This window comes from Streptomyces sp. NPDC047880 (assembly GCF_040706515.1).
Lineage (GTDB): Bacteria > Actinomycetota > Actinomycetes > Streptomycetales > Streptomycetaceae > Streptomyces.
In genome coordinates, this window is sequence record NZ_JBEZOK010000010.1 from 23,658 (window position 1) to 47,135 (window position 23,478).

19 protein-coding genes are annotated in these 23,478 nt (G+C 71.1%); 11 read left to right on the plus strand and 8 right to left on the minus strand.

What is annotated here, in order from left to right; translation table 11 throughout:
- Positions 1-127: 127 nt before the first annotated feature.
- A complete protein-coding gene (locus AB0937_RS17225) occupies positions 128-1,210 on the minus strand; it encodes an NDP-sugar synthase (RefSeq protein ID WP_366712573.1) in 1,083 nt (360 codons plus the stop codon).
- Positions 1,211-1,344: 134 nt separating this feature from the next.
- The gene (locus AB0937_RS17230) at positions 1,345-2,808 is read right to left on the minus strand and encodes an N-acetylmuramoyl-L-alanine amidase (protein ID WP_366712575.1); all 1,464 of its coding nucleotides are present in this window, start codon (positions 2,806-2,808) and stop codon (positions 1,345-1,347) included.
- 150 nt (positions 2,809-2,958) lie between these two features.
- Here AB0937_RS17230 and AB0937_RS17235 point away from each other — a divergent pair, with 150 nt between their 5' ends.
- From AB0937_RS17235 to AB0937_RS17255, 5 genes are all read left to right on the plus strand, one after another.
- Positions 2,959-3,729: a TIGR03089 family protein gene (locus AB0937_RS17235; protein ID WP_366712577.1), complete on the plus strand. Its 771-nt coding sequence runs from the start codon at positions 2,959-2,961 to the stop codon at positions 3,727-3,729.
- A gap of 322 nt (positions 3,730-4,051) precedes the next feature.
- On the plus strand, positions 4,052-5,278 hold the full coding sequence (locus AB0937_RS17240; protein WP_366712578.1) for an LCP family protein: 1,227 nt from the start codon (positions 4,052-4,054) through the stop codon (positions 5,276-5,278).
- Positions 5,279-5,519: 241 nt separating this feature from the next.
- On the plus strand, positions 5,520-7,262 hold the full coding sequence (locus tag AB0937_RS17245; protein WP_366712580.1) for an LCP family protein: 1,743 nt from the start codon (positions 5,520-5,522) through the stop codon (positions 7,260-7,262).
- Positions 7,263-7,494: 232 nt separating this feature from the next.
- Positions 7,495-9,243, plus strand: a complete 1,749-nt coding sequence (locus AB0937_RS17250) for an LCP family protein (RefSeq protein WP_366712581.1) — start codon at positions 7,495-7,497, stop codon at positions 9,241-9,243.
- 225 nt (positions 9,244-9,468) lie between these two features.
- The gene (locus tag AB0937_RS17255; protein WP_366712583.1) at positions 9,469-11,136 is read left to right on the plus strand and encodes an LCP family protein; all 1,668 of its coding nucleotides are present in this window, start codon (positions 9,469-9,471) and stop codon (positions 11,134-11,136) included.
- Positions 11,137-11,434: 298 nt separating this feature from the next.
- Here AB0937_RS17255 and AB0937_RS17260 read toward each other — a convergent pair whose 3' ends face one another.
- Positions 11,435-12,472, minus strand: coding sequence for a glycosyltransferase family 2 protein (locus AB0937_RS17260; RefSeq protein ID WP_366712584.1), 1,038 nt, complete (start codon positions 12,470-12,472; stop codon positions 11,435-11,437).
- A 127-nt stretch (positions 12,473-12,599) separates the two neighbouring features.
- On the opposite strand from AB0937_RS17260, the gene AB0937_RS17265 reads away from it, so the two are divergent.
- Positions 12,600-14,081, plus strand: coding sequence for an LCP family protein (locus AB0937_RS17265; protein WP_366712585.1), 1,482 nt, complete (start codon positions 12,600-12,602; stop codon positions 14,079-14,081).
- Between the two features lie 101 nt (positions 14,082-14,182).
- Here AB0937_RS17265 and AB0937_RS17270 read toward each other — a convergent pair whose 3' ends face one another.
- A complete protein-coding gene (locus AB0937_RS17270; protein WP_366712587.1) occupies positions 14,183-14,740 on the minus strand; it encodes an acyl-CoA thioesterase in 558 nt (185 codons plus the stop codon).
- 119 nt (positions 14,741-14,859) lie between these two features.
- Here AB0937_RS17270 and AB0937_RS17275 point away from each other — a divergent pair, with 119 nt between their 5' ends.
- Entirely contained in the window at positions 14,860-16,161 is a 1,302-nt protein-coding gene (locus tag AB0937_RS17275) for an LCP family protein (RefSeq protein WP_366712589.1), read from the plus strand.
- Positions 16,162-16,221: 60 nt separating this feature from the next.
- Here AB0937_RS17275 and AB0937_RS17280 read toward each other — a convergent pair whose 3' ends face one another.
- The gene (locus AB0937_RS17280) at positions 16,222-16,587 is read right to left on the minus strand and encodes a four-helix bundle copper-binding protein (RefSeq protein WP_366712590.1); all 366 of its coding nucleotides are present in this window, start codon (positions 16,585-16,587) and stop codon (positions 16,222-16,224) included.
- Between the two features lie 255 nt (positions 16,588-16,842).
- Between AB0937_RS17280 and AB0937_RS17285 the strand changes: the two genes are divergently transcribed.
- Entirely contained in the window at positions 16,843-18,054 is a 1,212-nt protein-coding gene (locus AB0937_RS17285) for a phospholipase D-like domain-containing protein (RefSeq protein WP_366712837.1), read from the plus strand.
- A gap of 42 nt (positions 18,055-18,096) precedes the next feature.
- Here the strand turns inward: AB0937_RS17285 and AB0937_RS17290 are convergent, their stop codons facing one another.
- Entirely contained in the window at positions 18,097-19,254 is a 1,158-nt protein-coding gene (locus AB0937_RS17290; protein WP_366712592.1) for an acyl-CoA dehydrogenase, read from the minus strand.
- A gap of 189 nt (positions 19,255-19,443) precedes the next feature.
- On the opposite strand from AB0937_RS17290, the gene AB0937_RS17295 reads away from it, so the two are divergent.
- The gene (locus AB0937_RS17295) at positions 19,444-20,787 is read left to right on the plus strand and encodes a UDP-glucose/GDP-mannose dehydrogenase family protein (RefSeq protein ID WP_366712594.1); all 1,344 of its coding nucleotides are present in this window, start codon (positions 19,444-19,446) and stop codon (positions 20,785-20,787) included.
- Positions 20,788-20,889: 102 nt separating this feature from the next.
- On the opposite strand, the gene AB0937_RS17300 is transcribed toward AB0937_RS17295, so the two are convergent.
- Positions 20,890-21,396, minus strand: a complete 507-nt coding sequence (locus tag AB0937_RS17300) for a CGNR zinc finger domain-containing protein (RefSeq protein WP_366712595.1) — start codon at positions 21,394-21,396, stop codon at positions 20,890-20,892.
- Between the two features lie 115 nt (positions 21,397-21,511).
- Here AB0937_RS17300 and AB0937_RS17305 point away from each other — a divergent pair, with 115 nt between their 5' ends.
- Positions 21,512-21,883: a VOC family protein gene (locus AB0937_RS17305; RefSeq protein WP_366712596.1), complete on the plus strand. Its 372-nt coding sequence runs from the start codon at positions 21,512-21,514 to the stop codon at positions 21,881-21,883.
- 14 nt (positions 21,884-21,897) lie between these two features.
- A complete protein-coding gene (locus AB0937_RS17310; protein WP_366712597.1) occupies positions 21,898-22,296 on the plus strand; it encodes a VOC family protein in 399 nt (132 codons plus the stop codon).
- A gap of 8 nt (positions 22,297-22,304) precedes the next feature.
- Here the strand turns inward: AB0937_RS17310 and AB0937_RS17315 are convergent, their stop codons facing one another.
- On the minus strand, positions 22,305-23,441 hold the full coding sequence (locus tag AB0937_RS17315) for a dipeptidase (protein ID WP_366712598.1): 1,137 nt from the start codon (positions 23,439-23,441) through the stop codon (positions 22,305-22,307).
- Between the last annotated feature and the right edge of the window lie 37 nt (positions 23,442-23,478).

The following is a 23,478-nucleotide window of genomic DNA, read 5'->3' on the forward strand; positions in this document are numbered from 1 at the left end:
TCTTCAGGTGTTCGGCGTTGGTGCCGGGGGCGGGTGGGTCCGCAGCTCGGCGCGACGAGGTGCCGCTGCGCCCACCCGTGCCGCCCTCGAGCACGGGTGGACGCAGCGGCGCCCCGTGTGTCCCGGCCTACTGGTCCGAGGAGAAGCGGACCGCTCCTGCCGGGATGCGGGCGTCGCACCAGATGCGGGCGCCCTCCAGGAGTTCGTTGTCGGGGCCGATCACCGCGCCGTCGCCTATGACCGTGCCCGTGAGGACCGAGCGTTGGCCGACGCGGGCCCGGGTGCCGATCAGGGAGTCGGTGATGACCGCGCCCGGTTCGATGACCGCGCCCGGCAGGATCGTGCTGCCGAAGATCCGGGCGCCCTCGGCGACGAAGGCGCCCTCGCCCACCACCGTGCCGCCCGCCAGCTTCGCGTCGGACGCGACCTGCGCCGTGGGCAGGACCAGGCGGTCGCCGCAGCGGCCGGGGACGGCGGGCGACGGGGCCCGGCCGAGGACCAGGTCCGCCGAGCCCCGGACGAACGCCGCCGGTGTGCCGAGGTCCAGCCAGTACGTCGAGTCGACCATGCCCTGGAGGTGGGCTCCGGCGGAGAGGAGGTCGGGGAAGGTCTCCCGCTCCACCGACACCGGCCGGCCCAGCGGGATCGAGTCGATGACCGAGCGGCGGAAGACGTACGCCCCGGCGTTGATCTGGTCGGTGACGATCTCCTCGGGGGTCTGCGGCTTCTCCAGGAACGCCAGGACCCTGCCCGTGTCGTCCGTGGGGACCAGGCCGTAGGCCCGCGGGTCCGTGACCTTCGTGAGGTGCAGGGAGACGTCCGCGCCCGTCGTCTCGTGGGTGTCCACGAGAGCCTGGATGTCCAGGCCCGTCAGGATGTCGCCGTTGAAGATCAGGACCGGGTCGTCGGGGCCGGAGTGGAGCCGGGAGGCGACGTTGCGGATGGCGCCGCCCGTGCCGAGCGGCTCCTCCTCCGTGACGTACTCGAGGTGGAGTCCCAGGGCGGAGCCGTCACCGAAGTACGGCTCGAAGACCTCGGCCAGATAGGAGGTGGCCAGGACGATGTGCTCGACACCGGCCGCTCTCGCTCTCGCCAGCTGGTGCGTGAGGAAGGGCACCCCGGCCGCCGGGACCATGGGCTTGGGCGTGTGCACCGTGAGCGGGCGCAGCCGGGTGCCCTTGCCGCCGACCAGGAGGATCGCTTCTGTCACGTGTCGTCTCTGCTTCCTGCCGGGACCGGCCGAACTGTCTTTCGGCCGGTCAGTGTATGCAGACCGTTCCGTGGCGCCTTCGCTGGCCGTGCGGCATTCCGTCCCGCTGCCACCCGACGGCGGCGAACGTGTACTCAGCGGCCCTGGTATTGGGCCGCCTTGGAGCGGGCCGAGCCGAGCTTCGCGTAGAGCTTCCCGCCGGGGCACTCCGTCAGGAAGCCGTCCCGGTGCCCCGAGATCACGTTCAGCCGCACCTTCCTGCCTTTGCCGTAGAGGTTGCTGCCGGCCGACTGCAGCGTGGTCTTCTTCATCGGGTTCATCCCGTACATCCCCAGCTTCCAGGCGCTGAGCCGGGCAACGGCCTTGACCGCGGCGTTCGACGGCTTCTTCGCGCCGTACGACCCGAGGACGGCGATCCCCATGCTGTTGCTGTTGAAACCCAGGGTGTGCGCGCCGAGGACCGGTTTCGCCACGCCCCCTGCACGGCCCTCGTAGATCTTTCCGCACTTGTCGATGAGGAAGTTGTAGCCGATGTCCCGCCAGCCCATGCTCTTGACGTGGTAGCGGTAGATACTGCGGATGAGTGAGGGGACCTGCGAGCAGCGGTAGTTGTTGCCGCTGGCCGTGTGGTGGACGAAGGCCGCCTTGACCTTCTTCGTGTACCGGAAGCCGCTCTCCCGCAACCCCTCGTCCGCCCCCCAGCCGCGCCGCGTGACGATACCCGGGCGCGGGCCGATGTACGGCTTGGCCTGCCGCTGCTGCCCCGTCACTTCGCCTGTGCCCCGGGCAGGGTGATCCCGCTCGGTCTCGACGCGGCTCAGTGCCGCGATCCCGGTGGCGCCGAACAGGGCGAGGCCGGCGTTGGCGGCGGAAGCCTCGGCGAGGGCGGAGGACACGCTCACCGCGTCGGCGGCGCGGGGCTCCTCCTCCGTTCCGCGCTCGGTGTCGCCCTCGCCGGGGTCGACGAGTTCGAGGCGGAGGCCCGCGGGCAGCGGGGGCGCGGCGGGCAGGTCGCGGGTGCCGGAGGACTCGTGGGAACCGGCCTCCGGCCCGCCGGACTCGGAGCTGACGCGGAGTTCCACACCGTCGGAATCGCCCACCCACAGCGGTGCGGTAGCGCCACGGACGCGGTCCGAGGCCCGCTCGGGGGTGTCCCGGTCGGCGGCGTGGTCCGCGTTGTGGGTCTCCACGTCCTGCCAGTCCGACCAGGTGCCGGTGCCGGCGGCGCGGGTGCGGACCTGGACGCGGCCGTGCAGTTCGGCGTCGGGGTCGTCCCAGACGACGCCGACGAGGGAGAAATGGCGTACGGCACGGCGGGACAGGCCCTGCTCGGTGGCGGGGGCGGACGGGGTGGCGCGGGTGCGGGTGAGGGGTTCGAGGGGGAGGGACTGGGTGCTGCCGGCTGCGTTCGGCTCGGCCGCGCCACGGGCGGTCGGGGCCGTGCCCCGGGTCCCCGCATGGGGTGCGGGTCTCGCCGTCGTCGCGGCGTCCGTGGCCGGCACCGGTCTCGCCGTCGCCGCGAGGGCGGGAGAGGTGAGGGGGAGGGCCAGAGCGGCCGCACAGGTGACACCGATCGAGGAAGCAAGGAATCCACGCATGCCCCTGATCTTGGACATAGTCGTATAAGTCTGTCCATTTGGGATTTGACGGCCCGTCGGCCCGGATTCGGCCGAACCGGTGGCGGAATCGGGGTGGGGCGGTGGGCGGGCCGTTGGGTGGGGGCCCGTGCGCCGCGTACGCTTGCGCCGATGAACGCCACCGACCGCACCCCCGCCGACCTGCTGGGTTCCGCGCTCGCCGCGGACCCGGGACGTCCCCTGGTGACCTTCTACGACGACGCCACGGGCGAACGCGTCGAACTGTCCGTGGCCACCTTCGCCAATTGGGTGGCCAAGACCGCGAACCTCCTCCAGGACGAACTGTCCGTCGAGCCCGGGGACCGGGTGGCGCTGCTGCTGCCCGCGCACTGGCAGACGGCCGTGTGGCTGCTGGCGTGCGCGTCGGTGGGAGTCGTCGCGGACGTGTCGGGGGACACCCGGGCGGCCGACGTCGTGGTGAGCGGGCCGGACCGGCTGGAGGAGGCACGCGCCTGCTCCGGGGCGCGCATCGCGATGGCGCTGCGACCGCTCGGCGGGCGGTTCCCGCAGGCGCCCGAGGGGTTCGTCGACTACGCGGTGGAGGTACCGGGGCAGGGCGACCGGTTCGTGCCGTACGCGCCCGTGGATCCCGACGGGCCCGCGCTGGTCGTGGCCGGGCGGGAGTTCAGCGGGGCCGAGGTGGTCGAGCGGGCCCGGGCCGAGGCGGCGGCACTGGGCCTGACCGGGCCCGGGTCGCGGATCCTGTCGGGGCTGCCGTACGACACGTGGGACGGCTTGAACGCCGGGCTGTTCGGGCCTCTGGCCACCGGGGGTTCCGTGGTGCTGTGCCGGCACCTGGAGCAGGCCGGGGACGGGGTGCTGGACAAGCGGGTGGAGAGCGAACGCGTCACGGTGATCGCCCGAGGCACAGCGGGCCACTGACACCGGGGCAGTACGAACACGTTCGCCGTCGGCCGGCGGTGTTCCCGCCGCCGCTCGCGAAGCCGCCGCCACGACGACCGCCCGCGTCGGGCCGCGCACGGCAGTCGCCGTCCGGCGCCGGGCCTCACCAGCCGCCCTGGTACCGAGTCACCCCAGCCGCCCGGCGCCGGCCCACAGGCGCCGTTCGGCGCCCGGCCGCACGCGCCGTATTCGTTCCGGCGCCCCCCGCACCCCGTTCGGCCCATCCCCACCCGCCCCCGGCCCTCCATCCGCGCCATGGTCGTAGGAGCAGTGCGCGCGGGGCGTTCCTACGTCAGGAGGGATGGGTGCTGCCGTGGGCTACAGGGTCGGGCCGGGCGCGGGGGCGTCCGCCAGTGGGCGGGGGCTGGTGCGGCGGCGCCGACGGCGCTGGGTGCGCATCACGGCGTTCGGGGCCGCGGGTCTCCTCGTGGCGGCCGGCGGGACCGGCTGGGCGCTCTACGCGAAGCTCAGCGGGAACATCACGCGCGACGAGGCGGCCGCGGCCGAGCTCGCGCGCTACGACAAGGAGCGGCCGACCTCCCTGGTCAAGGACGCCCGGAACATCCTGCTGATCGGGTCGGACTCGCGGGAGGGGCGTGACAACGCCCGCTACGGGCGGGACTCCGGGACCGAGCGGTCCGACACCACGATCCTGCTGCACCTGTCCGCGGGCCGGGGCAGCGCCACCGCCGTCTCCCTCCCCCGGGACCTCATGGTGAACCTGCCGGGCTGCCGGCGCCCGGACGGGTCCCGCAGCGCGCCCCGGTTCGCGATGTTCAACCAGGCCTTTCAGATCGGCGGTTCGGCCTGCACCATCCGGACCGTGGAGAAGCTGACCGACATCCGTGTCGACCACCACGTCGTCGTCGACTTCCACGGCTTCAAGGAGATGGTCGACGCGGTCGACGGTGTCGAGGTGTGCCTGCGGGAGCCGATCGACGACCGGGCCGCCAAGCTGCGGCTGCCCGCCGGGCGCGTGACGCTGAACGGCGAGCAGTCCCTCGGCTACGTCCGCGCCCGCAAGACCCTCGGCGACGGCAGCGACACGGAGCGGATGGAGCGGCAGCAGCGATTTCTCGGGGCACTGGTCAACAAGGTGCGCAGCAATGACGTCCTGCTGAATCCGGCGAAGCTGTATCCCGTGCTGGACGCCGCCACGTCGTCGCTCACCACCGACCCGGAACTGGCCAGCTTGCGTGGTTTGTACGAACTCGTGCGCGGCCTGCGCGACATCCCCATGGAACAAGTGCAATTCCTGACCGTCCCCCGGGAGTCGTATGCGTACGACGCCAATCGCGACCAACTCGTGGAGCCCGCGGCACAGCGGCTGTTCGAGCGGCTGCGCACGGACTCTCCCCTGGTCGTGGAGGGGAACGGCCCGCGGAATTCGGCCCTGCTGAGGCTCACCGGCACGCGTGACGGGTCGTACGGGGACGCGTATCCGGGCCCTTACCGCGAGCCCGCCGTCACCGTTTCTCCGCCACCGACGTATCGGGGGAACACGGCAGCTGAGGACACCTGCGAGTAAAGCGGGCGCCAAGACGGCTCCACAGCAATGACTTCTCTCCAGAGAAATGGGCGAATTGCCCAGGTGTAGGGACGTGGAATGTGTCACCGTCGTCGCCCGTCGGCGAAAGGGACGGTTAGTGTGAGCGATCCGGTGCGCCCGGCTCTGAGGGACGGTCCTGAGGTCGCGCACTGTGTGACCGAGACCCGGGCGCCTTGGAGGGGGAAGGCGCCGCGTCCCCCGACGGAGGAATCAGGCAACCGTGGACGCGCAAGGCCGTGGGCGGGCGAACGACGTCGATCCCGCAGACCAGTGGGTGCTCAACCCGGGCACCGGCGAATACGAACTGCGACTGGGACCTTCCGCACCGCAGTCGGGTGTCCCCTCGCCGCGCAGGCCACGACCCTCCGAGGCGGCCCCGCCCGCGCGCAGCCGTACGGAGGCGCCCGGCCCGTCACGGCCCGAGACGCCCGGCCGCGCGGTGCCGCCGCCGCGCAGGCGGCGCGGCGCGCCGGAGGAGCCGCTGCCGGGGCGGCGCGGACGGCGTCCGGCGAAGCAGGCCTCGAAGGGCAAGAAGGTCCTGCTGTGGACCGGTGGCACGATGGCGTTCGTGCTGGTCGCGGGCGCGGGTGCGGCGTACTTCTACATCGAGCACCTCAACGACAACATCGCGTCCGTCTCCGACGACGGCGCGAGCACCGGTGGCTTCAGCAAGGACAAGGCCATCAACATCCTGCTGATCGGCACCGACAAGCGCACCGGCAAGGGCAACGGCAGCTACGGCGACGCGGGCAGTGTCGGGCACGCCGACACCACGATCCTGCTGCACGTGTCCAAGGACCGGTCGAACGCCACCGCGTTGAGCATCCCGCGTGACCTGATCACCGACATCCCGGACTGCCCGACGACGCAGGAGGACGGCACACAGAAGGTCATACCCGGCACGCGGCAGGTCCGTTTCAACACGAGCCTCGGCCAGGACGGCCGTACGCCCAGCTGCACGATGCGGACCGTGACCGAACTGACCGGGGTCAAGCCCGACAACTTCATGGTCGCCGACTTCAACGCGGTCAAGACGCTGACCAGCGCGGTGGGCGGGGTCGAGGTCTGTGTGGGCAAGGACCTCGACGACCCGGACTCGCACCTGAAGCTGTCCAAGGGCACGCACACCATCGAGGGCGAGCAGGCGCTGGCGTTCGTGCGCACCCGGCACGCCGTCGGTTTCGGCGGTGACCTGAGCCGGATCGGGCTGCAGCAGCAGTTCCTGAGCGCGCTGATGCGCAAGCTGAAGTCCAACGACACCCTCACCAGTCCGTCGAAGATGCTCGACCTGGCCGAGGCGGGCACGAAGGCGCTGACCGTCGACTCGCAGCTGGACAGCATCGGCAAGCTGAAGGACCTCGGTCTGGAACTGGGCAAGCTCAACACCGAGAACCTGACGTTCACCACCACCCCGGTGATCGACAATCCGACGGAGAAGGTCAAGTCCACCGTCGTGCTGAACGAGTCGACGGCCCCGCAGGTCTTCGACATGATCAAGAATGACGTCTCCTTCACCTCCGTGAAGGAGAAGAAGAAAAAGGAGGCCGCCGCGGTCGCCGCCCGGCTGAAGGGCGCCAAGGCCCCGGCCTCCGAGGTGCGGGTGCGCATCCTCAACGGCGGTGCCGTCGCCGGCAGCGCCCAGGAGACGCTGAGCTGGCTGCAGAACGATGAGGGCGTGACCCGGTCCGAGAACGCGGGCAACGCGCCGTCCTCCCTGGCCAGGACCACGCTCGAGTACGCGCCCGACCAGGCCGGCCAGGCCCGCCGCCTCGCCGAGATCATGGGTCTGTCCGGTGCCGCGCTGAAGCCGGGCAAGAGCGTGACCAACTCCCAGGGGCTGCCCGCCATGACGCTGACCCTCGGCAAGGACTTCGAAGGGGCGGGGGTCTCCCTCACCACGCCCACAAAGGCACCGGAGGGGGTGCAGAAGTCCACCGCCGACAAGGTGGAGTGCGCCAAGTGAAGTGACATTCCTTCGCGTTCACCGGACTTCCTCCAAACAAATGGGCGGGATTGCCCAGTTGTGAGAACGTGCAATTTCTCACCCACGTCGCTTGACGCCGAAGTGTGCGGATAGTGTGTGCGATCCAGTGCTCTCACCCATGAGGTCCGTCCTGGGGGCGTGCACTGCTTGACCAGCACCGTGCGCCTTCCGGGGGAGGGCGCCGCGTGGCCATACGGAGGAACAGGCAACCGTGGACGCGCAAGGCCGTGGGCGGGCGGACGACGTCGATCCCGCAGACCAGTGGGTACTCAACCCGGACACCGGCGAATACGAACTGCGACTGGCCCCTTCCGCAGCGCAGCCGTCCGTTCCCGGTTCCCGTGGTTCCGGTGGCCGTGGCCCGGGCGGTGCGGCCCGTGCCCGCCGTCCCGAACCGTCCCGGCGTCCCGGGGCTGCCGCCTCCGACGGTGAGGCCCCCTCCCCCCGCCGACGCTCCGGCACCCCGGCAGAGGGGCGGCGCGCACGCGGTCCGGTGCAGAAGAAGGTGCAGAAGAAGGGGAAGGGCAAGAAGGTCCTGATGTGGACCGGCGGGTCGCTTGCCTTCGTCCTGGTGGGGACGAGCGCGGCCGCGTACCTCTACTACGAGCACCTCAACGGCAACATCACGTCCGTCTCCGACGACGGCGCCGGCACCGGCGGGTTCAGCAAGGACCGCGCGATCAACATCCTGCTGATCGGCACCGACAAGCGCACCGGCAAGGGCAACGAGGGCTACGGCGACAAGAACAGCGCCGGGCACGCGGACACCACCCTGGTGCTGCACGTCTCCAAGGACCGCACGAACGCGACGGTGCTGAGCATTCCGCGTGACCTGATCACCGACATCCCGGACTGCCCGACGACGCAGGAGGACGGCTCGGAGAAGGTCATCCCGGGCAAGCAGCGCACTCGCTTCAACAACAGCCTCGGGCAGGAGGACCGTACGCCGAGCTGCACCATGCGCACCATCACCGAGCTGACGGGGCTGAAGATGGACCACTTCATGGTGGCCGACTTCAACGCGGTCAAGACGCTGACCAGCGCGGTGGGCGGCGTCGACGTCTGTCTGGCCAAGGACATCAAGGACCCCGACTCCAAGCTCGACCTGCCCAAGGGCGAGCACACGATCGAGGGCGAGCAGGCGCTGGCCTTCGTCCGCACCCGGCACTCGGTGGGCTTCGGCGGCGACCTGAGCCGCATCGAGCTGCAGCAGCAGTTCCTGGGCTCGATGCTGCGCAAGCTGAAGTCCAACGACACCCTCACCAGCCCCTCGAAGATGATCAAGCTGGCCGAGGCGGGCACCAAGGCGCTGACCGTCGACTCCCAGATCAGCACGATCAAGAAGCTGGCCGATCTCGGGGCGGAACTGGGCAAGTTCGACACGAAGAACCTCACCTTCGCCACCGTGCCCGTCGTCGACAACCCCGCGGAGAGGGTCAAGGCCACGGTGGTCCTGAAGGAGCCTCAGGCCCAGCAGCTGTTCGCGATGGTCAGGGACGACGTGTCGCTGACCGCCGTGAAGCAGGAGAAGAAGAAGGAGAAGGCCGCCGAGGCCGCCCGGCTGAAGGGCACCAAGGCCCCGGCCTCCGAGGTGCGGGTGCGCATCCTCAACGGCGGGGCCGTCTCCGGCAGCGCCCAGGAGACCCTCAGCTGGCTCCAGGTCGAGGAGGGCGTGACGAGGTCCGAGAACGCGGGCAACGCCGAAGAGCCGCTGGCCAGGACCACGTTGGAGTACGCGCCCGACCAGGCCGACCAGGCGCGCCGGCTCGCCGCGATCATGGGCCTGTCCGGTGCCGCGCTGAAGCCGGGCAAGAGCGTGACCAACTCCCAGGGGGTGCCCGCGATGACGCTGACCCTGGGCAAGGACTTCAAGGGGGCGGGCGTGCCCCTCACCACTCCGGCGAAGGTCCCGGACGACGTCCAGAAGGCCACGGCCGACAAGGTCGAGTGCGCGAAGTGACCTGACCGTCCCTTCCTGCGTCTAACAGGTGGACGGAGCAAGCCCGGACGAATCGGCCGGGTGTACATCCGACCGGGCATGTCAGAGGTCCAACCAGAAACGGGGACGACCGTGCTCCGGCGGAGCAGTGGGGGAACCCGGGTCCGGACGGACACGGGTCACCCGTGATCCGAACACGACGCGGGGCGCGCCCCGGGGTCGGCCATTGGGTGGGGAGGCAGGGATATGGCGCAGAGTGACGTGCGCGGAAGCGGCACGCGGCACGATTCGGGCGGCCTGGCCCAGGACGAGCGTCCGGGGACGGCGGCGCCCGCCACGGGCGGCGGCGAGGGGGGCGGAGGCGGCCACGGCCGCCGGCACGGCCGGCGGCACGGCGGCGGACGCCGGATATTGCGCTGGTCCGCGCTCGTGCTGTCGGTGCTGATACTCGGGACGGCCGGCGCCGGATACCTCTACTACCGCCACCTCAACGGCAACATCGACAAGGGCAAGCGCAACAGCGGCGAGTCCGATGTCAAGAAGACCGGGCCCAACGCGGCGGGCCAGACCCCGCTCAACATCCTGCTGATCGGTTCCGACAGCCGGAACTCCGCGGAGAACGTCAAGCTCGGCGGCGGCCGGGACAACGTCGGCAGCAAGCCCCTGGCGGACGTGCAGATGCTCCTGCACGTCTCGGCGGACCGGGAGAGCGCGTCCGTGGTGAGCATCCCGCGGGACACCCGGGTGGACATCCCGAAGTGCGTCGACCCCGGCACCGGGGAGAAGTACCCGGCGAAGAACACCATCATCAACGAGACGCTCCAGCGCGGCGGCCCGGGCTGCACCCTCGCCACCTGGCAGAACCTGACCGGTGTGTACATCGACCACTGGATGATGGTCGACTTCGCCGGAGTGGTGGACATGGCGGACGCCATCGGCGGCGTCCCGGTCTGCGTCAACCAGAACGTGTGGGACCGGCCGCTGCCCGGTCAGGGTGGCGGCTCCGGACTGAAACTGAAGGCCGGCACGCACAAGGTGCAGGGCAAGGAGGCGCTGCAGTGGCTGCGCACCCGTCACGCCTGGGGCAGTGACCCGCTGCGCGCCAAGGCGCAGCACATGTACATGAACTCGATGATCCGGACGCTGAAGCAGCAGAACGTCTTCACCGACACCGGCCGCCTGATGGGGCTGGCCGAGGCGGGCACGAAGGCGCTGACGGTGTCCGAGGAGATCGGCACGGTCAAGGAGCTGTACGACGTCGGCATGCAGCTGAAGTCGGTCCCGACCAACCGCATCACGATGACGACGATGCCGTGGATCGAGGACCCCCTGAACCCCAACCACCTGGTGCCCAAGCCGGAGGACGCCGACAAGATGTGGGCGATGCTCCGCGACGACGTCTCCTTCGACAAGGCGGGCAAGGGCGGCAAGGCGAGTGCGGCACCGGCCTCGGGTCCGTCCCCGGCGTCGGTGAAGGCGACCGGGCCCGCCGCCGCGCCGGCCGCGGGGCTGTCGGTCACCGTCGTCAACGGCACGGCCGGTGACGAGCAGGCCGCCGTTCCCCAGCGGGCAGCCGCGATCGTGGCCGCGCTGCAGCAGGAGGGCTTCACCCGGGCCGTCGCCTCCGGACAGCAGGATCCGCACTCCCGGACCCAGGTGACGTACCCGACGAGCACCGGGGAGCAGGGCCGGGCGAACGCGCTGTCGGTGGCGAAGGCGGTCGGCATCCCCAGCGGCCAGGTACGGGCCACGGACGACGTGACCACCACGCTGACCATCGGCAGCGACTGGCGGGAGGGCACGACCTACCCGAAGCAGAAGGCTCCCGAGGCGGGCGATCTGCCCGAGACCGCGGACGCGCTGAGCGCGGACGAGACGGAGTGCATGGACGTGTACAAGCCCTACCGGTGGTGAACACGGCAGCGGCGTGAGAGAAGGGGCCGACCGTCCGGGAGGACGGCGGGCCCCCTTCTTCGTGTCCGTGGCCGGTCAGCGGCGCAGCGCCTCCGCCGGCTGGATGCGGCTGGCTGAACACGCTCAAGGAACGCAAGAGCTCCATCCTGAAGGCAGCGGCGGCGGCCGGGGCCCGCTGACCGAAGGGCCCCGGTCCTCCTCGTCGCCGCCGGGCCCGCCGTTCGCCCGCCGGGACCCGCCGGTGCGCACACGCCAGGGGCCCCTCCCCGTCCGGGAAGGGGCCCCTGGCCGCGTCGGGTCAGCTCGCGGTGGCGTCCGCACGCACCGCGGGACGCCGCGAGGCGATGACCTTCTTCGCCAGCGTCCGCGGGCTGGTCAGGAAGCCCCAGCCCCACGACATGTGCATCGTGGCCAGCGCCACGGGGATCTGCAGCCGCGCCTTCAGCGGCAGGCCCCTGCCCGCCGGTACCGAGCCGAGCAGGATCGCCGCGAGGTAACCGCCGGGCACCACGAAGCCCCACGGCGTCAGCAGCGCGCCCACCAGGACGCCGGCGCCGATCGCGCACACGGCGGTCGGCGGGGCGAGGTAGCGCAGGTTGATCGAGCCCTCGTGGAAGCGGGCGACCACGTGCCGCCAGCGGCCGTAGTCCTTGTACTGCTTGGCGAGCGCCTTGACGCTCGGCCGCGGCCGGTACGACACCTTCAGCTCGGGCGAGAACCAGACGAGGCCGCCCGCCTCACGGATCCGGAAGTTCAGCTCCCAGTCCTGGGCGCGGATGAACTCCACGTTGTAGCCGCCCTGCTGTTCCAGCGCCTCGCGCCGGAACACACCGAGGTAGACGGTCTCGGCCGGGCCGGCCTGGCCACCGGTGTGGAAGGCCGCGTTGCCGACCCCGATCTTCGAGGTCATCGCGGCGGCGACCGCGTGCTCCCAGTCGTTCTCGCCCTCGGCGTGCATGATGCCGCCGACGTTCTGCGCGCCGGTCTCCTCCAGGAGCCGTACCGCGGTCGCGATGTAGTTCGGCGAGAGCATGCCGTGCCCGTCGACGCGGACGACGATCGGGTGCCGCGAGGCGTTGATCGCCGCGTTCAGCGCCGCGGGCGTACGGCCGGTGGGGTTGGGGACGGTGTGGATACGCGCGTCTTCTGCCACGAGCTCGGCGGCGATCTCGTCCGTGCGGTCCGTGGACGGACCGAGGGCGATCACGACCTCCATCTCGCCGGCGTACTCCTGCGCGAGGATCGCTTGGACTGCTCCCCGCAGATGCCGCTCCTCGTTGAGGACGGGCATGATCACGGAAACGGCGGGGTGCCGCACGTCGGGATTGGCGTTCATAGGGGGCTCACGTTACCGCGAACGGGGGACACCGGTGCGCGCCGCCGGGGCGCTGCCGCAGGCCGCAGATCGTATCGGCCTACGGTTTCACGGATCCCACGTACGGCCGTCGTCCGGAGGTGTCCCCATGCCCACGCCGCCGCGGTCCTCCCGGTCCACCGCCGGTCCCCAGCGCCGTCCGCAGCCCCCCGCCCCCCGTCGCGCCCCGCGCAGGCCCTCGCCGCCCGCGCGCAAACCGCGCTGGGCGATGCGCGTGGTCACCACGCTGTCCGTGATGGTCCTCGCCTCCGCGGGCATCGGGCACTCGGTGATGACCAGCCTGGACGCGGACATCGCCCGGGTCGACCCCTTCAAGGACATGAAGAACCGCCCGCAGGCGGGCCACGGCATGAACGTCCTGCTCGTCGGCACCGACGGCCGGGAGAAGATCAGCGCTGAGGACCGCCGCAAGTACCGGCTGGGCGGCGCACCCTGCCACTGCACCGACACGATGATGATCGTGCACATCTCCGAGGACCGGCGGCAGGCCAGTGTGGTGAGCCTGCCGCGCGACTCGTACGCGGTGACGCCGGAGCATGTCGACCGTACGTCGGGCAAGCGGCACCACGGGCACCCCATCAAGCTGAACGCCGCGTACGCCGAGGGCGGCCCGCAGCTGACCGTGCGCACGGTCGAGAACATGACGAAGGTGAAGATCGACCACTATCTGGAGGTCGACTTCACCAGCTTCATGAAGACGGTGGACGTGGTCGGGGGCGTGCAGATCTGCACGTCCGACCCGTTGAAGGACAGCTACAGCGGCCTGAACCTCCCGGCCGGCCGGCACACGCTGGGGGGCGGGCAGGCGCTGCAGTTCGTGCGCGCCCGCCATGTGGACGGGGCGTCGGACCTCAGCCGCATGAAGCGGCAGCAGCGCTTCATGGCGGCGCTGGTGGAGCGGCTCACCTCCTCCGGGCTCCTGCTCAACCCCATGAAGTTCCGGGACGTGACCCGGGCCGTGCTGGGCTCGGTACGCGCCGACAAGGGCTTCGGCACCGACGAGATGCTGGACCTGGGCCGCGCCATGCGGAACTTCTCCCCCTCCTCCTCCGAGTTCACGACCGTCCCCATCGGGCGGATGGGGTATGCCGTGAAGGGCGTCGGCTCCACGCTGAAGTGGGACCCCGTGAAGGCGGAGCGCGTCTTCCATGCCCTGCGCACGGACCAGCCGCTGTCCGCGAACCGGTCGCGCGGCGCCGCCCGGGTCGTCTCGGTCGCCCCGCAGCAGATCCGCGTGCAGGTGGAGAACGGCACCCGCACGCCCGGCCTCGGCCGCAGGGTGGACGCGGCCCTGGCGTCGACGGGCTTCCGCACGACGCACGCGCCCGTGAACTCCCCCAACCGTGACATGAAGCGCACGGTCGTCGCCTACGACCCCCGCTGGGACCGCTCGGCCAAGTCGCTCGCGACCGCCCTGCCGGGCAGCGAACTGCGCGCGGTCAAGGGGCTGGGCGCGACCCTGAAGGTGATCGCGGGCCCGGACTTCGAGCGCGTCCGCAAGGTACGGGCCGAGGACCCGGGCCGGGGCGAGTACAGCGTGGTCCGGGGCGACGAGGTGTCCTGCGGCTAGCGGCGCGGGGCGGTCCCGGCGGGCGGCGCGGGGCGGTCCCGGCGGGTCAGGTGGTGCGCGGTGGTGCCGAGCAGCCTGCCGGGAGCGCGGGCGGCGGGCGGTCAGTCCTCGAAGCCCTCCGCCGCTCGCTTCTCACGCAGGTCCATGATCGCGCGGCGGCGGGCCAGGCGGTGGGTGCGGCGGATCTGGGCCTCCTGGTAGCGGCGCTTGTCGCGCTCCGTCTCCGGCAGGACCGGCGGGACCCGGCGGGGCTTGCCGTCGGCGTCGACCGCGGCGAAGACGAGGTAGGCGGAGCCGACCTGGGTGGGCGGGGCGGACTCGTTCCAGCGCTCGGCCAGGACCCGGACACCGACCTCCATGGACGTCCGGCCGGTCCAGTTGACCTGCGCCTTGACGTGCACCAGGTCGCCGACGCGCACCGGCTCCAGGAACGCCATCTCGTCCATGGACGCGGTGACCGCCGGCCCGCCGGAGTGCCGCCCGGCCACGGCCCCCGCCGCGTCGTCGACCAGCTTCATGATCACCCCACCGTGCACGGTCCCCAGAAGGTTCGTGTCGTTGTGGGTCATGATGTGGCTGAGGGTGGTGCGGGACGCCGAGGTCGGCTTGCCCGGGATGTCCGGACTGCCGGAATCCGCAGATGGGGCCTGGTCTGTCATGGCCCCCACCTTATGCCGAGGCCGCGCGTGGGGGTTTTGTGTCAGCTTCGCCACAGCCGTGCTCTGATTTTCCGACGACTCTTGTATGGCGCACCACGGGGACCTGCACACTGGGGCGCATGAATGACTGGCCCGAGGGATTCTCCGCCGACAACCGCGGCAACCGCTACGGACGCGGCAGCTCGAGCGCGCAGCCCGAGAGCGCCCGCGTCATGCGGCAGGTCCGCCGCGGCCCGGCGGCATCGCCCGGGCAGGCGGCGTACGGCGGCGCCCCGCCGTACGGCGGCGGCGTACCGCAGCAGCCGTCCTACGTGGACGGCGGCGGTTACGGCCCCGGTGACGGATACGACAGCGGCTACAACACCGGCCAGGTCTACGGCTCGCCCGGCGGCCAAGGCCCCGGCGGTCCGGGCGACGGCATGTACGAGCCGCGTCCCGCGCCGAACTGGCGCCGGCGTATCAAGGTGACGGCCATCACGCTGGTGACGCTGCTCGTCGTGACGAGCGTCGGCACGTACTTCTGGGCCGACTCCAAGCTCAACCGCGACGTCGACCTGTCGAAGGTCATCGACCGTCCGGAGGCGGGCGAGGGCACGAACTACCTGATCGTCGGCTCCGACAGCCGCAAGGGCATGTCGGCCGAGGAGAAGAAGAAGCTGCACACCGGGTCCGCCGAGGGCAAGCGCACGGACTCGATGATGATCCTGCACACCGGCGACGGCGCACCGACGCTGGTCTCGCTGCCGCGCGACTCGAACGTCACCATCCCGTCGTTCAAGGGCTCGGACTCCGGCAAGCTCTACCCGGCCACGGGCCGCCAGACGAAGCTGAACGCGGCCTACGCCGAGGACGGCCCGGAGCTGCTGGTCCGCACGGTGGAGGCCAACACGGGCCTGCACATCGACCACTACGTGGAGATCGGCTTCGCCGGCTTCGCGAACATCGTGGACGCGGTCGGCGGCGTCGAGATGGACATCCCTCAGGACATCAAGGACACCAAGTCCGGCGCGGACTTCAAGAAGGGCCGGCAGACGCTCGACGGCGAGCAGGCCCTCGCCTTCGTCCGCACCCGCTACGCGCTCGCGGGCTCCGACCTGGACCGTACGAAGAACCAGCAGAAGTTCCTCTCGGCCCTGGCCAACCAGGTCGCCACCCCGGGCACGGTCCTGAACCCCTTCAAGCTGTACCCGACCATGAGCGCCGGCCTCGACACCCTCGTGGTCGACAAGGACATGAGCCTGTTCGACCTGGCGTCCATGTTCTGGGCGATGAAGGGCGTCAGCGGCGGCGAGGGCAAGTCGATGAACATGCCGATCTCCGGCAACACCCCCAACGGCAACCTGCAGTGGGACACCGCGAAGGTGAAGTCGCTGGTGAGCCAGCTGAAGAACGACGAGAAGGTCACCGTCTCCGGCAACTGAGCGGGCAGGCGAGACGAAGGGGGCACCCGGGCGGGTGTCCCCTTCGCCGTGAGGCGGTTCTCACATCGAGGCACCCGACATCGAGCGGCACGACTCGGCGCAGCGGCGACAGGCCTCGGCGCAGCGCATCATCTGCGCGTCCTCCGGCATGGCCATACACGCCTCGGCGCACATGTCACAGGCCCGGGCGCACATCGCGCACATCTCGGCCATCAGGGGCGAACGACGCATCATCATGTCGGCGCACATGCGCGTCATCTCGGCACAGTCCATGACCGCGCGCATGATCTGCATCTGGGCCGGGCCGCCCATCTGCAGACAAGAGCTCATGGTCTCCTCGCACACGCTGTGGCAGGTCATGCAGGTCTGGACGCAGTCCTGCATCTCCTTGCTGAGCGGGGTGGTGGTGGCGGGCTGCTGGGTCATGACGTCCTCCCAGGGGGGTGGCGGGAGCCGCGGATCGACGCCCGCTCCTTCTCGTCCTACGCCTCCGGTCCCATGAGCACCACAGGGCGGAGCCTCCCGGTGTGACTTGTTCCGTCTGTGAGGCACGACTCAGCGGGCTCTGCGTGAAAGCGCCGACAGCGGCAAAAAGGGTTTCCAGACGTGCCGGGGCCCGGCACGGCGAGGGCGGGGCGGCGAGCAACCGTGCAGGGGGGAGACCCACACATGACACAGCAGATGTACGACGAACGACGGGCGCAGGAGCCGGAGGGCGAGCCGGAGGCGAGGGGACCGGAGGAGCAGAAGCTGCGGCTGCGCAGACGGCTGGAGCGGCTGATCGGCATCGCCGCGACGGAGGGCAACGAGCTGGTGCCGCTGCGCAACGGCGACGAGATCTTCCCCGCGATGCTGGCCGCCATCCGGGCCGCCGAGCACACCGTCGACATGATGACGTTCGTGTACTGGCGCGGCGACGTCGCCCACGAGTTCGCCGCCGCCCTGGCGGAACGGGCCCGCGCGGGGGTCCGGGTGCGGCTGCTGCTGGACGGGTTCGGGGCCAAGGAGATAGAGCAGGACCTGCTGGACGCCATGGACGAGGCAGGCGTCCAGGTGGCCTGGTTCCGCAGACCCACGCGCCTGTCCCCGATGCGGCAGAACCACCGCTGCCATCGCAAGGTCCTGGTCACCGACGAGCACACGGCCTTCACGGGCGGCGTGGGCATCGCGCAGGAGTGGTGCGGCTCCGCACGGAACCCGGACGAGTGGCGCGACACCCACGTACAGGTCCGCGGGCCGGCCGTGGACGGCATCGCCGCGGCCTTCGCCCAGAACTGGGCCGAGTGCCACGACGACCTCTACGACGAGCACGACCGCTTCACCGCCCAGGAGCAGCCGGGACGGGCCACGGTCCAGGTCGTGCGGGGTTCGGCCTCCTTCGGCTGGCAGGACATGCAGACGATCCTGCGGGTCCTGATCACCTCGGCGCAGGAGCGCCTGCGGCTGGCCACGGCCTACTTCGCCCCCGACGCCTACTTCGTCGACCTGCTGGCGGCGGCGGCCCGGCGCGGAGTCACGGTGGAGATCCTGCTGCCCGGACCGCACACCGACCAGCGGGCGTGCCTGCTGGCCGGGCGGCAGCACTACCAGACGCTCGTCGACGCGGGGGTGGAGGTGCGGGAGTACCAGCCGACGATGCTCCACACGAAGATCATGACGGTGGACGGGGTCTGTTCCCTCATCGGCTCCACGAACTTCAACCGCCGCTCCATGGAGCACGACGAGGAGGTCGTCCTGGCGGTCCTCGACGAGGACTTCACCGCACAGCTCGACGCCGACTTCGAGGCCGACCGCAAACGCAGCGAGCCCATCGATCCTGCCCTCTGGAAGCACCGCCCCTTCACCGAACGCCTCGCCGAGGCAGCGGTCACCCCGATCCGGCGGTTCCTGTGAGGGCACCGGGGGGCCGGTGATGTCCGGCCCCCGGGAGACGGGTTACGGCAGGTTGCGCGCCATGACGATCCGCTGGACTTGATTCGTGCCTTCATAAATCTGCGTGATCTTGGCGTCGCGCATCATGCGCTCCACCGGGTAGTCGCGCGTGTAGCCGTAGCCGCCGAGGAGCTGGACCGCGTCCGTGGTGACCTCCATCGCCACGTCCGAGGCGAAGCACTTGGCGGCGGCGCCCAGGTAGGTGAGGTCGGCGTCGACGCGCTGGGAGGCGGCGGCGGCCTGGTAGGTCAGGGCGCGGGCGGCCGAGATCTTCATGGACATGTCGGCGAGCATGAACTGGATGCCCTGGAAGTCGGCGATCGGCTTGCCGAACTGCTTGCGCTCCTGGACGTAGCCCTTGGCGTAGTCGAGGGCGCCCTGGGCGATGCCGAGGGCCTGGGCGGCGATGGTGATGCGGGTGTGGTCGAGGGTCTTCATCGCCGTGGCGAAGCCGGTGCCCTCCTCGCCGATCATGCGGTCGGCGGGGATGCGGACGTTGTCGAGGTAGACCTCGCGGGTCGGGGAGCCCTTGATGCCCAGCTTCTTCTCGGGGGCGCCGAAGGAGACGCCCTCGTCCGACTTCTCGACCACGAAGGCCGAGATGCCCTTGGAGCGCTTGGCCGGGTCGGTGACGGCCATCACCGTGTAGTACTCGGACTCGCCGGCGTTGGTGATCCAGCGCTTCACGCCGTTGAGGATCCAGTGGTCGCCGTCGCGGACGGCCTTGGTCTTCATGCCGGCGGCGTCGGAGCCGGCGTCCGGCTCGGAGAGGCAGTAGGAGAACATGCCCTCGCCCTTGGCGAGCGGGGTCATGTACTTCTTCTTGAGGTCCTCGGAGCCGGAGAGGATCACCGGGAGCGAGCCCAGCTTGTTCACCGCGGGGATGAGGGAGGAGGAGGCGCACACACGGGCGACTTCCTCGATCACTATGACGGTGGCGAGCGCGTCCGCGCCGGCGCCGCCGTACTCCTCGGGTACGTGCACGGCGTGCAGGTCGTTCGCGACGAGCGCCTGGAGGGCCTCGCGGGGGAAGCGGGCCTCCTCGTCCACGGCGGCGGCGTGCGGCGCGATCTTCGCCTCGGCCAGCGAGCGGACGGCGTCACGGAGCATGTCGTGCTCCTCGGACGGGCGGTACAGGTCGAAGTCAGCCGATCCGGCCAAGGTCTCTCACGCTCCAAAACGCTGCGATGGTGGCGCTAACTACCGTTAAGTAATCAAAAGTTTATGGGGTCGCCCACCCGAGTGATACGTGAGCTAGGCGACAGCGGAGAAGTTGCCCGTGAAGGAGCGCCGTCATGCCCCGGCTATGCTCGGGCGCGCACCGCATGCCGTAGACCCCTGGAGCACCCCATGGCCCTGAAGATCACCGTGATCGGCACCGGTTATCTCGGCGCGACACACGCGGCGGCCATGGCCGAGCTGGGCTTCGAGGTGCTCGCCCTCGACGTCGTGCGCGAGAAGATCGAGAAGCTGGAGCGCGCCGAGGCCCCGATGTACGAGCCGGGTCTCGAGGAGTTGCTGCGCAAGCACGTCGCCGGCATCGAGGGCTCCAGCGGCAGGCTGCGCTTCACCCAGGACTGGGCGGAGATCGGCGCGTTCGGCGATGTGCACTTCGTCTGTGTGAACACCCCGCAGCGGCACGGCGAGTACGCCTGCGACATGACCTACGTCGACTCCGCGATCGCTTCGCTCGCCCCGCATCTGCACGGTCCGGCGCTGGTCGTCGGCAAGTCCACCGTGCCGGTCGGCTCCGCGGACCGCCTCGCGGCCTACCTGGCCGCGCACGCGCCCGCCGGGGAGGACGCCGAGCTGGCGTGGAACCCGGAGTTCCTGCGTGAGGGCTTCGCCGTCGACGACACGCTGCACCCCGACCGTCTCGTGGTGGGCGTGCGCAGCGAGCGGGCCGAGAAGCTGCTGCGGGAGGTGTACGCGACGCCGATCGCCGAGGGCTCGCCGTTCGTGGTGACGGACTTCCCGACCTCGGAGCTGGTGAAGACCTCCGCGAACTCCTTCCTCGCCACGAAGATCTCGTTCATCAACGCGATGGCGGAGGTGTGCGAGGCCGCGGGCGGTGACGTCGCCAAGCTGGCGGAGGCCATCGGCTACGACGACCGGATCGGCAAGAAGTTCCTGCGGGCCGGGATCGGCTTCGGCGGCGGATGCCTGCCCAAGGACATCCGGGCGTTCATGGCGCGCGCCGGTGAGCTGGGCGCGGACCAGGCGCTGACGTTCCTGCGGGAGATCGACTCGATCAACATGCGCCAGCGCGGGCAGATGGTGGAGCTGGCCCGGCAGGCGCTGGGCGGCGGGCCGTTCCTGGGCAAGCGGGTGGCGGTGCTGGGCGCGACTTTCAAGCCCGACTCGGACGACGTGCGGGACTCCCCCGCGCTCAACGTGGCCGGGCAGATCCACCTCCAGGGCGGCCAGGTGACGGTCTACGACCCGAAGGGCATGGACAACGCCCGCGGGGTGTTCCCGACCCTCGGCTACGCCGACTCGGCGCTGGACGCCGTGCGCGGTGCCGACATCGTGCTGCACCTGACGGAGTGGCGGGAGTTCCGGGAGCTGGACACCGAGGCCCTCGGTGAGGTCGCGGCGGCGCGGGTCATCCTGGACGGCCGCAACGCCCTGGAGCCGGAGCGCTGGCGCAAGGCCGGCTGGACGTACCGGGCGATGGGGCGTCCGAAGGCCTGAGCGCGAGGAGCGCGGGACAGACGACGCCGGTTCGGCCGAGGCTCAGTCGGCCGAACCGGCGTCTTCGTGCATTCTGCCCCACCCGGACGTGCGGCGGGGCGGCTACGCCTCCTTGGCCCGGTAGCGGCGCATCTTCGCGCGGGCCCCGCAGACCTGCATGGAGCACCAGCGGCCGCGGCCGGCGGGGCTGCGGTCGTAGTAGGCCCAGTGACAGTCGGCGGCCTCGCAGGCCTTGAGGCGGGTCCAGGTGCCGGCGACCAGGGCCTCGGCGACGGCGGCGGCCACGCGTGCGTGCAGGCAGTGGTCGCGGGCGGGGGCGAGGGCGGCCGAGCCGTCCGCCGCGTCGACGGTGACGAGGAGCGGGGCCTCGGCCAGGAGCTCGCCGAGCGGGGTGACCTCGCGGTGCGGCGGGTGGCCGGCGTGGGCCAGGAGGGTCGCGCGCAGCGACTCGCGCAGGGTGCGGGCGCGGCCGGTCTCGTCCGCGGTGATGCCGAGGCGCTCGCGGGTCTCGGGGCTGTCCAGCGCGTCGGCGCCGGACTCGATGTCCAGCGTGTTCACCAGGGCCTCGACCAGGGCCAGGCCGCCGGGCGCGGGCGATCTCTCCGTCATGGCTGGACCGTACCTCTCACGCATTCCCTTGCCAGGTTACCGCCAATGGGGCAGCATGCAGTAACGGTTACTGGTTACCCGCCTCTTTGGGTAACGTCGACTTCGAGGAGGAGTCATGGCTCTCGCCAAGCTGGGTGTCGTCGTCCTGGACTGTCCCGACCCGCGCGCACTGGCCGGTTTCTACGCCGAGGTGCTCGGCGGCACGCCGGTGGTGGAGACCGACGGGGAGGACGAGTGGGTCGACCTGAAGGTGCCGGGCGGCACACCGCTCGCCTTCCAGGCCTCGCCCGGGTACGTGGCACCGCGGTGGCCGTCCGCCGACGGCTCGCAGCAGTTCCACCTCGACCTGGTGGTGGACGACCTGGACACGGCGGAGAAGGGCGTGCTGGCGCTCGGCGCGAAGCCGCTGGACGCCGACGACCGGGAGCGCTCGTTCCGGGTTTACGCCGATCCGGCCGGGCACCCGTTCTGCCTCTGCGCCGGCTGATCTCCGGAGGTCCCATGTCCGCCGTGGCCCGTTTTCGTTCCGTGGTCGTCGACTGCCCCGATCCCCAGGCCCTGGCCCGCTTCTACGCGCAGGTCGCCGGCGGTACGCCGGAGCGGGAGGACGACGACCCCGGCTGGGTGGTGCTGCGCGTCCCCGGCGGGCCCCGGCTCGCCTTCCAGCGCTCCCCGGGCCACACCCCGCCGGAGTGGCCGCGGGCCGACCGCAACGCCCAGCAGCTCCACCTGGACTTCGACGCCGGCTCGACCTGGGACGAGATCGACGCGGCCGAGGAGCGGGTGCTGGCGCTGGGCGCGCGGGTGCTGGACAAGGAGGACCATGAGAAGAAGGGCTTCCGCGTCTACGCCGACCCGGCGGGACACCCGTTCTGCCTGTGCCGGATCGAACACGGCTGAGCCCCTGACTACCCGTCCAGCTCCGAGATCGTCGCCGTCGACGGCTCCCGGCGCTGCTGGGCGGTACGGGCCGTGAAGTCGGCGCCGCGCAGGACGCGCTGGACGTTGCCCCAGGTCAGCAGGGCGACGTCCGGCTCGTCCCAGCCGCGCCGCAGCAGTTCGGCGATCAGCCGTGGATAGCAGGAGGTGTCGCCGAGCTCCTGCGGATGGGCGGCCCCGGAGTCGTAGGTGCCGGACAGCCCCACGCAGTGGGCTCCGGCCACGGCGCGGATGTGGTCGAGGTGGTCGGCGACGTCGCGGACGGTCGGCCCGGTCTGCTCGGCGGTCAGCGGCACCAGGCACAGGCCCTTGGCCGCGCCCAGCTCCGCCAGCAGGTCGTCGGGCAGATTGGCAGGGTGGGGGCGCAGGCTCCGGGCCGCGGAGCGGCTGCACAGCACGGGTGCCCGGGAGAGGGCCAGGACCCGGCGCAGGGTCTGCGAGGAGGCGCCCGAGAGGTCCGCGATGACGCCGAGGCGGTTCATCTCGCGCACGACCTCCTCGCCGAACCGGGTCAGCCCCGCCTCGCTCGCCCAGGACACCCCGGTCAGCGTCAGCGCACGCAGGCCGAGCAGGTGCAGCTGGCGGAGGATGCCGAGCGAGTCGCCCAGGGCGGGGGCGCCGGCGGGACCGAGGAGCACGGCGACGCGGCCGCAGTTGCGGGCGTCCGCGACCTGCCCGGCCGTGCAGGCCGGGCGCAGGCCCTCTTCGCAGGTCCGGGCGACGGCCTTGGCCAGGTCCAGTTGCTCCAGGGTGGCACCGACGGCCCGGTCGCCGTCGAGGCCCTCGGGCAGGTGCAACGACCAGAAGATCGCGCCCACATGACCGCTGCGCAGCCGTGGCACGTCCGTGTCCACGGTGCTCTCGCCGTCCTCCAGGTCGTACCAGGGCAGACGCTTGAGCGCCCAGGGCAGCCCGTTGTAGCCGTCGGCGACGGGGTGCGCGGCGAGGAGGGCGTGGGCCCGCGTCATGGGCGCGTCGTCCGGGTCGGAGACGGTATGAAAGGACTCCGCCGGGACGACGCCCTCCTCGGGGTACGGCTCGGCCAGATCGTCGAACTCGGCGGCGGCCGCGGCAGTGGTGCGCAGGTCGTCGTGGAGGTCTGCCATGGCGGCTCCGTACGGTCGTTCGTGAGGTACGGTCACC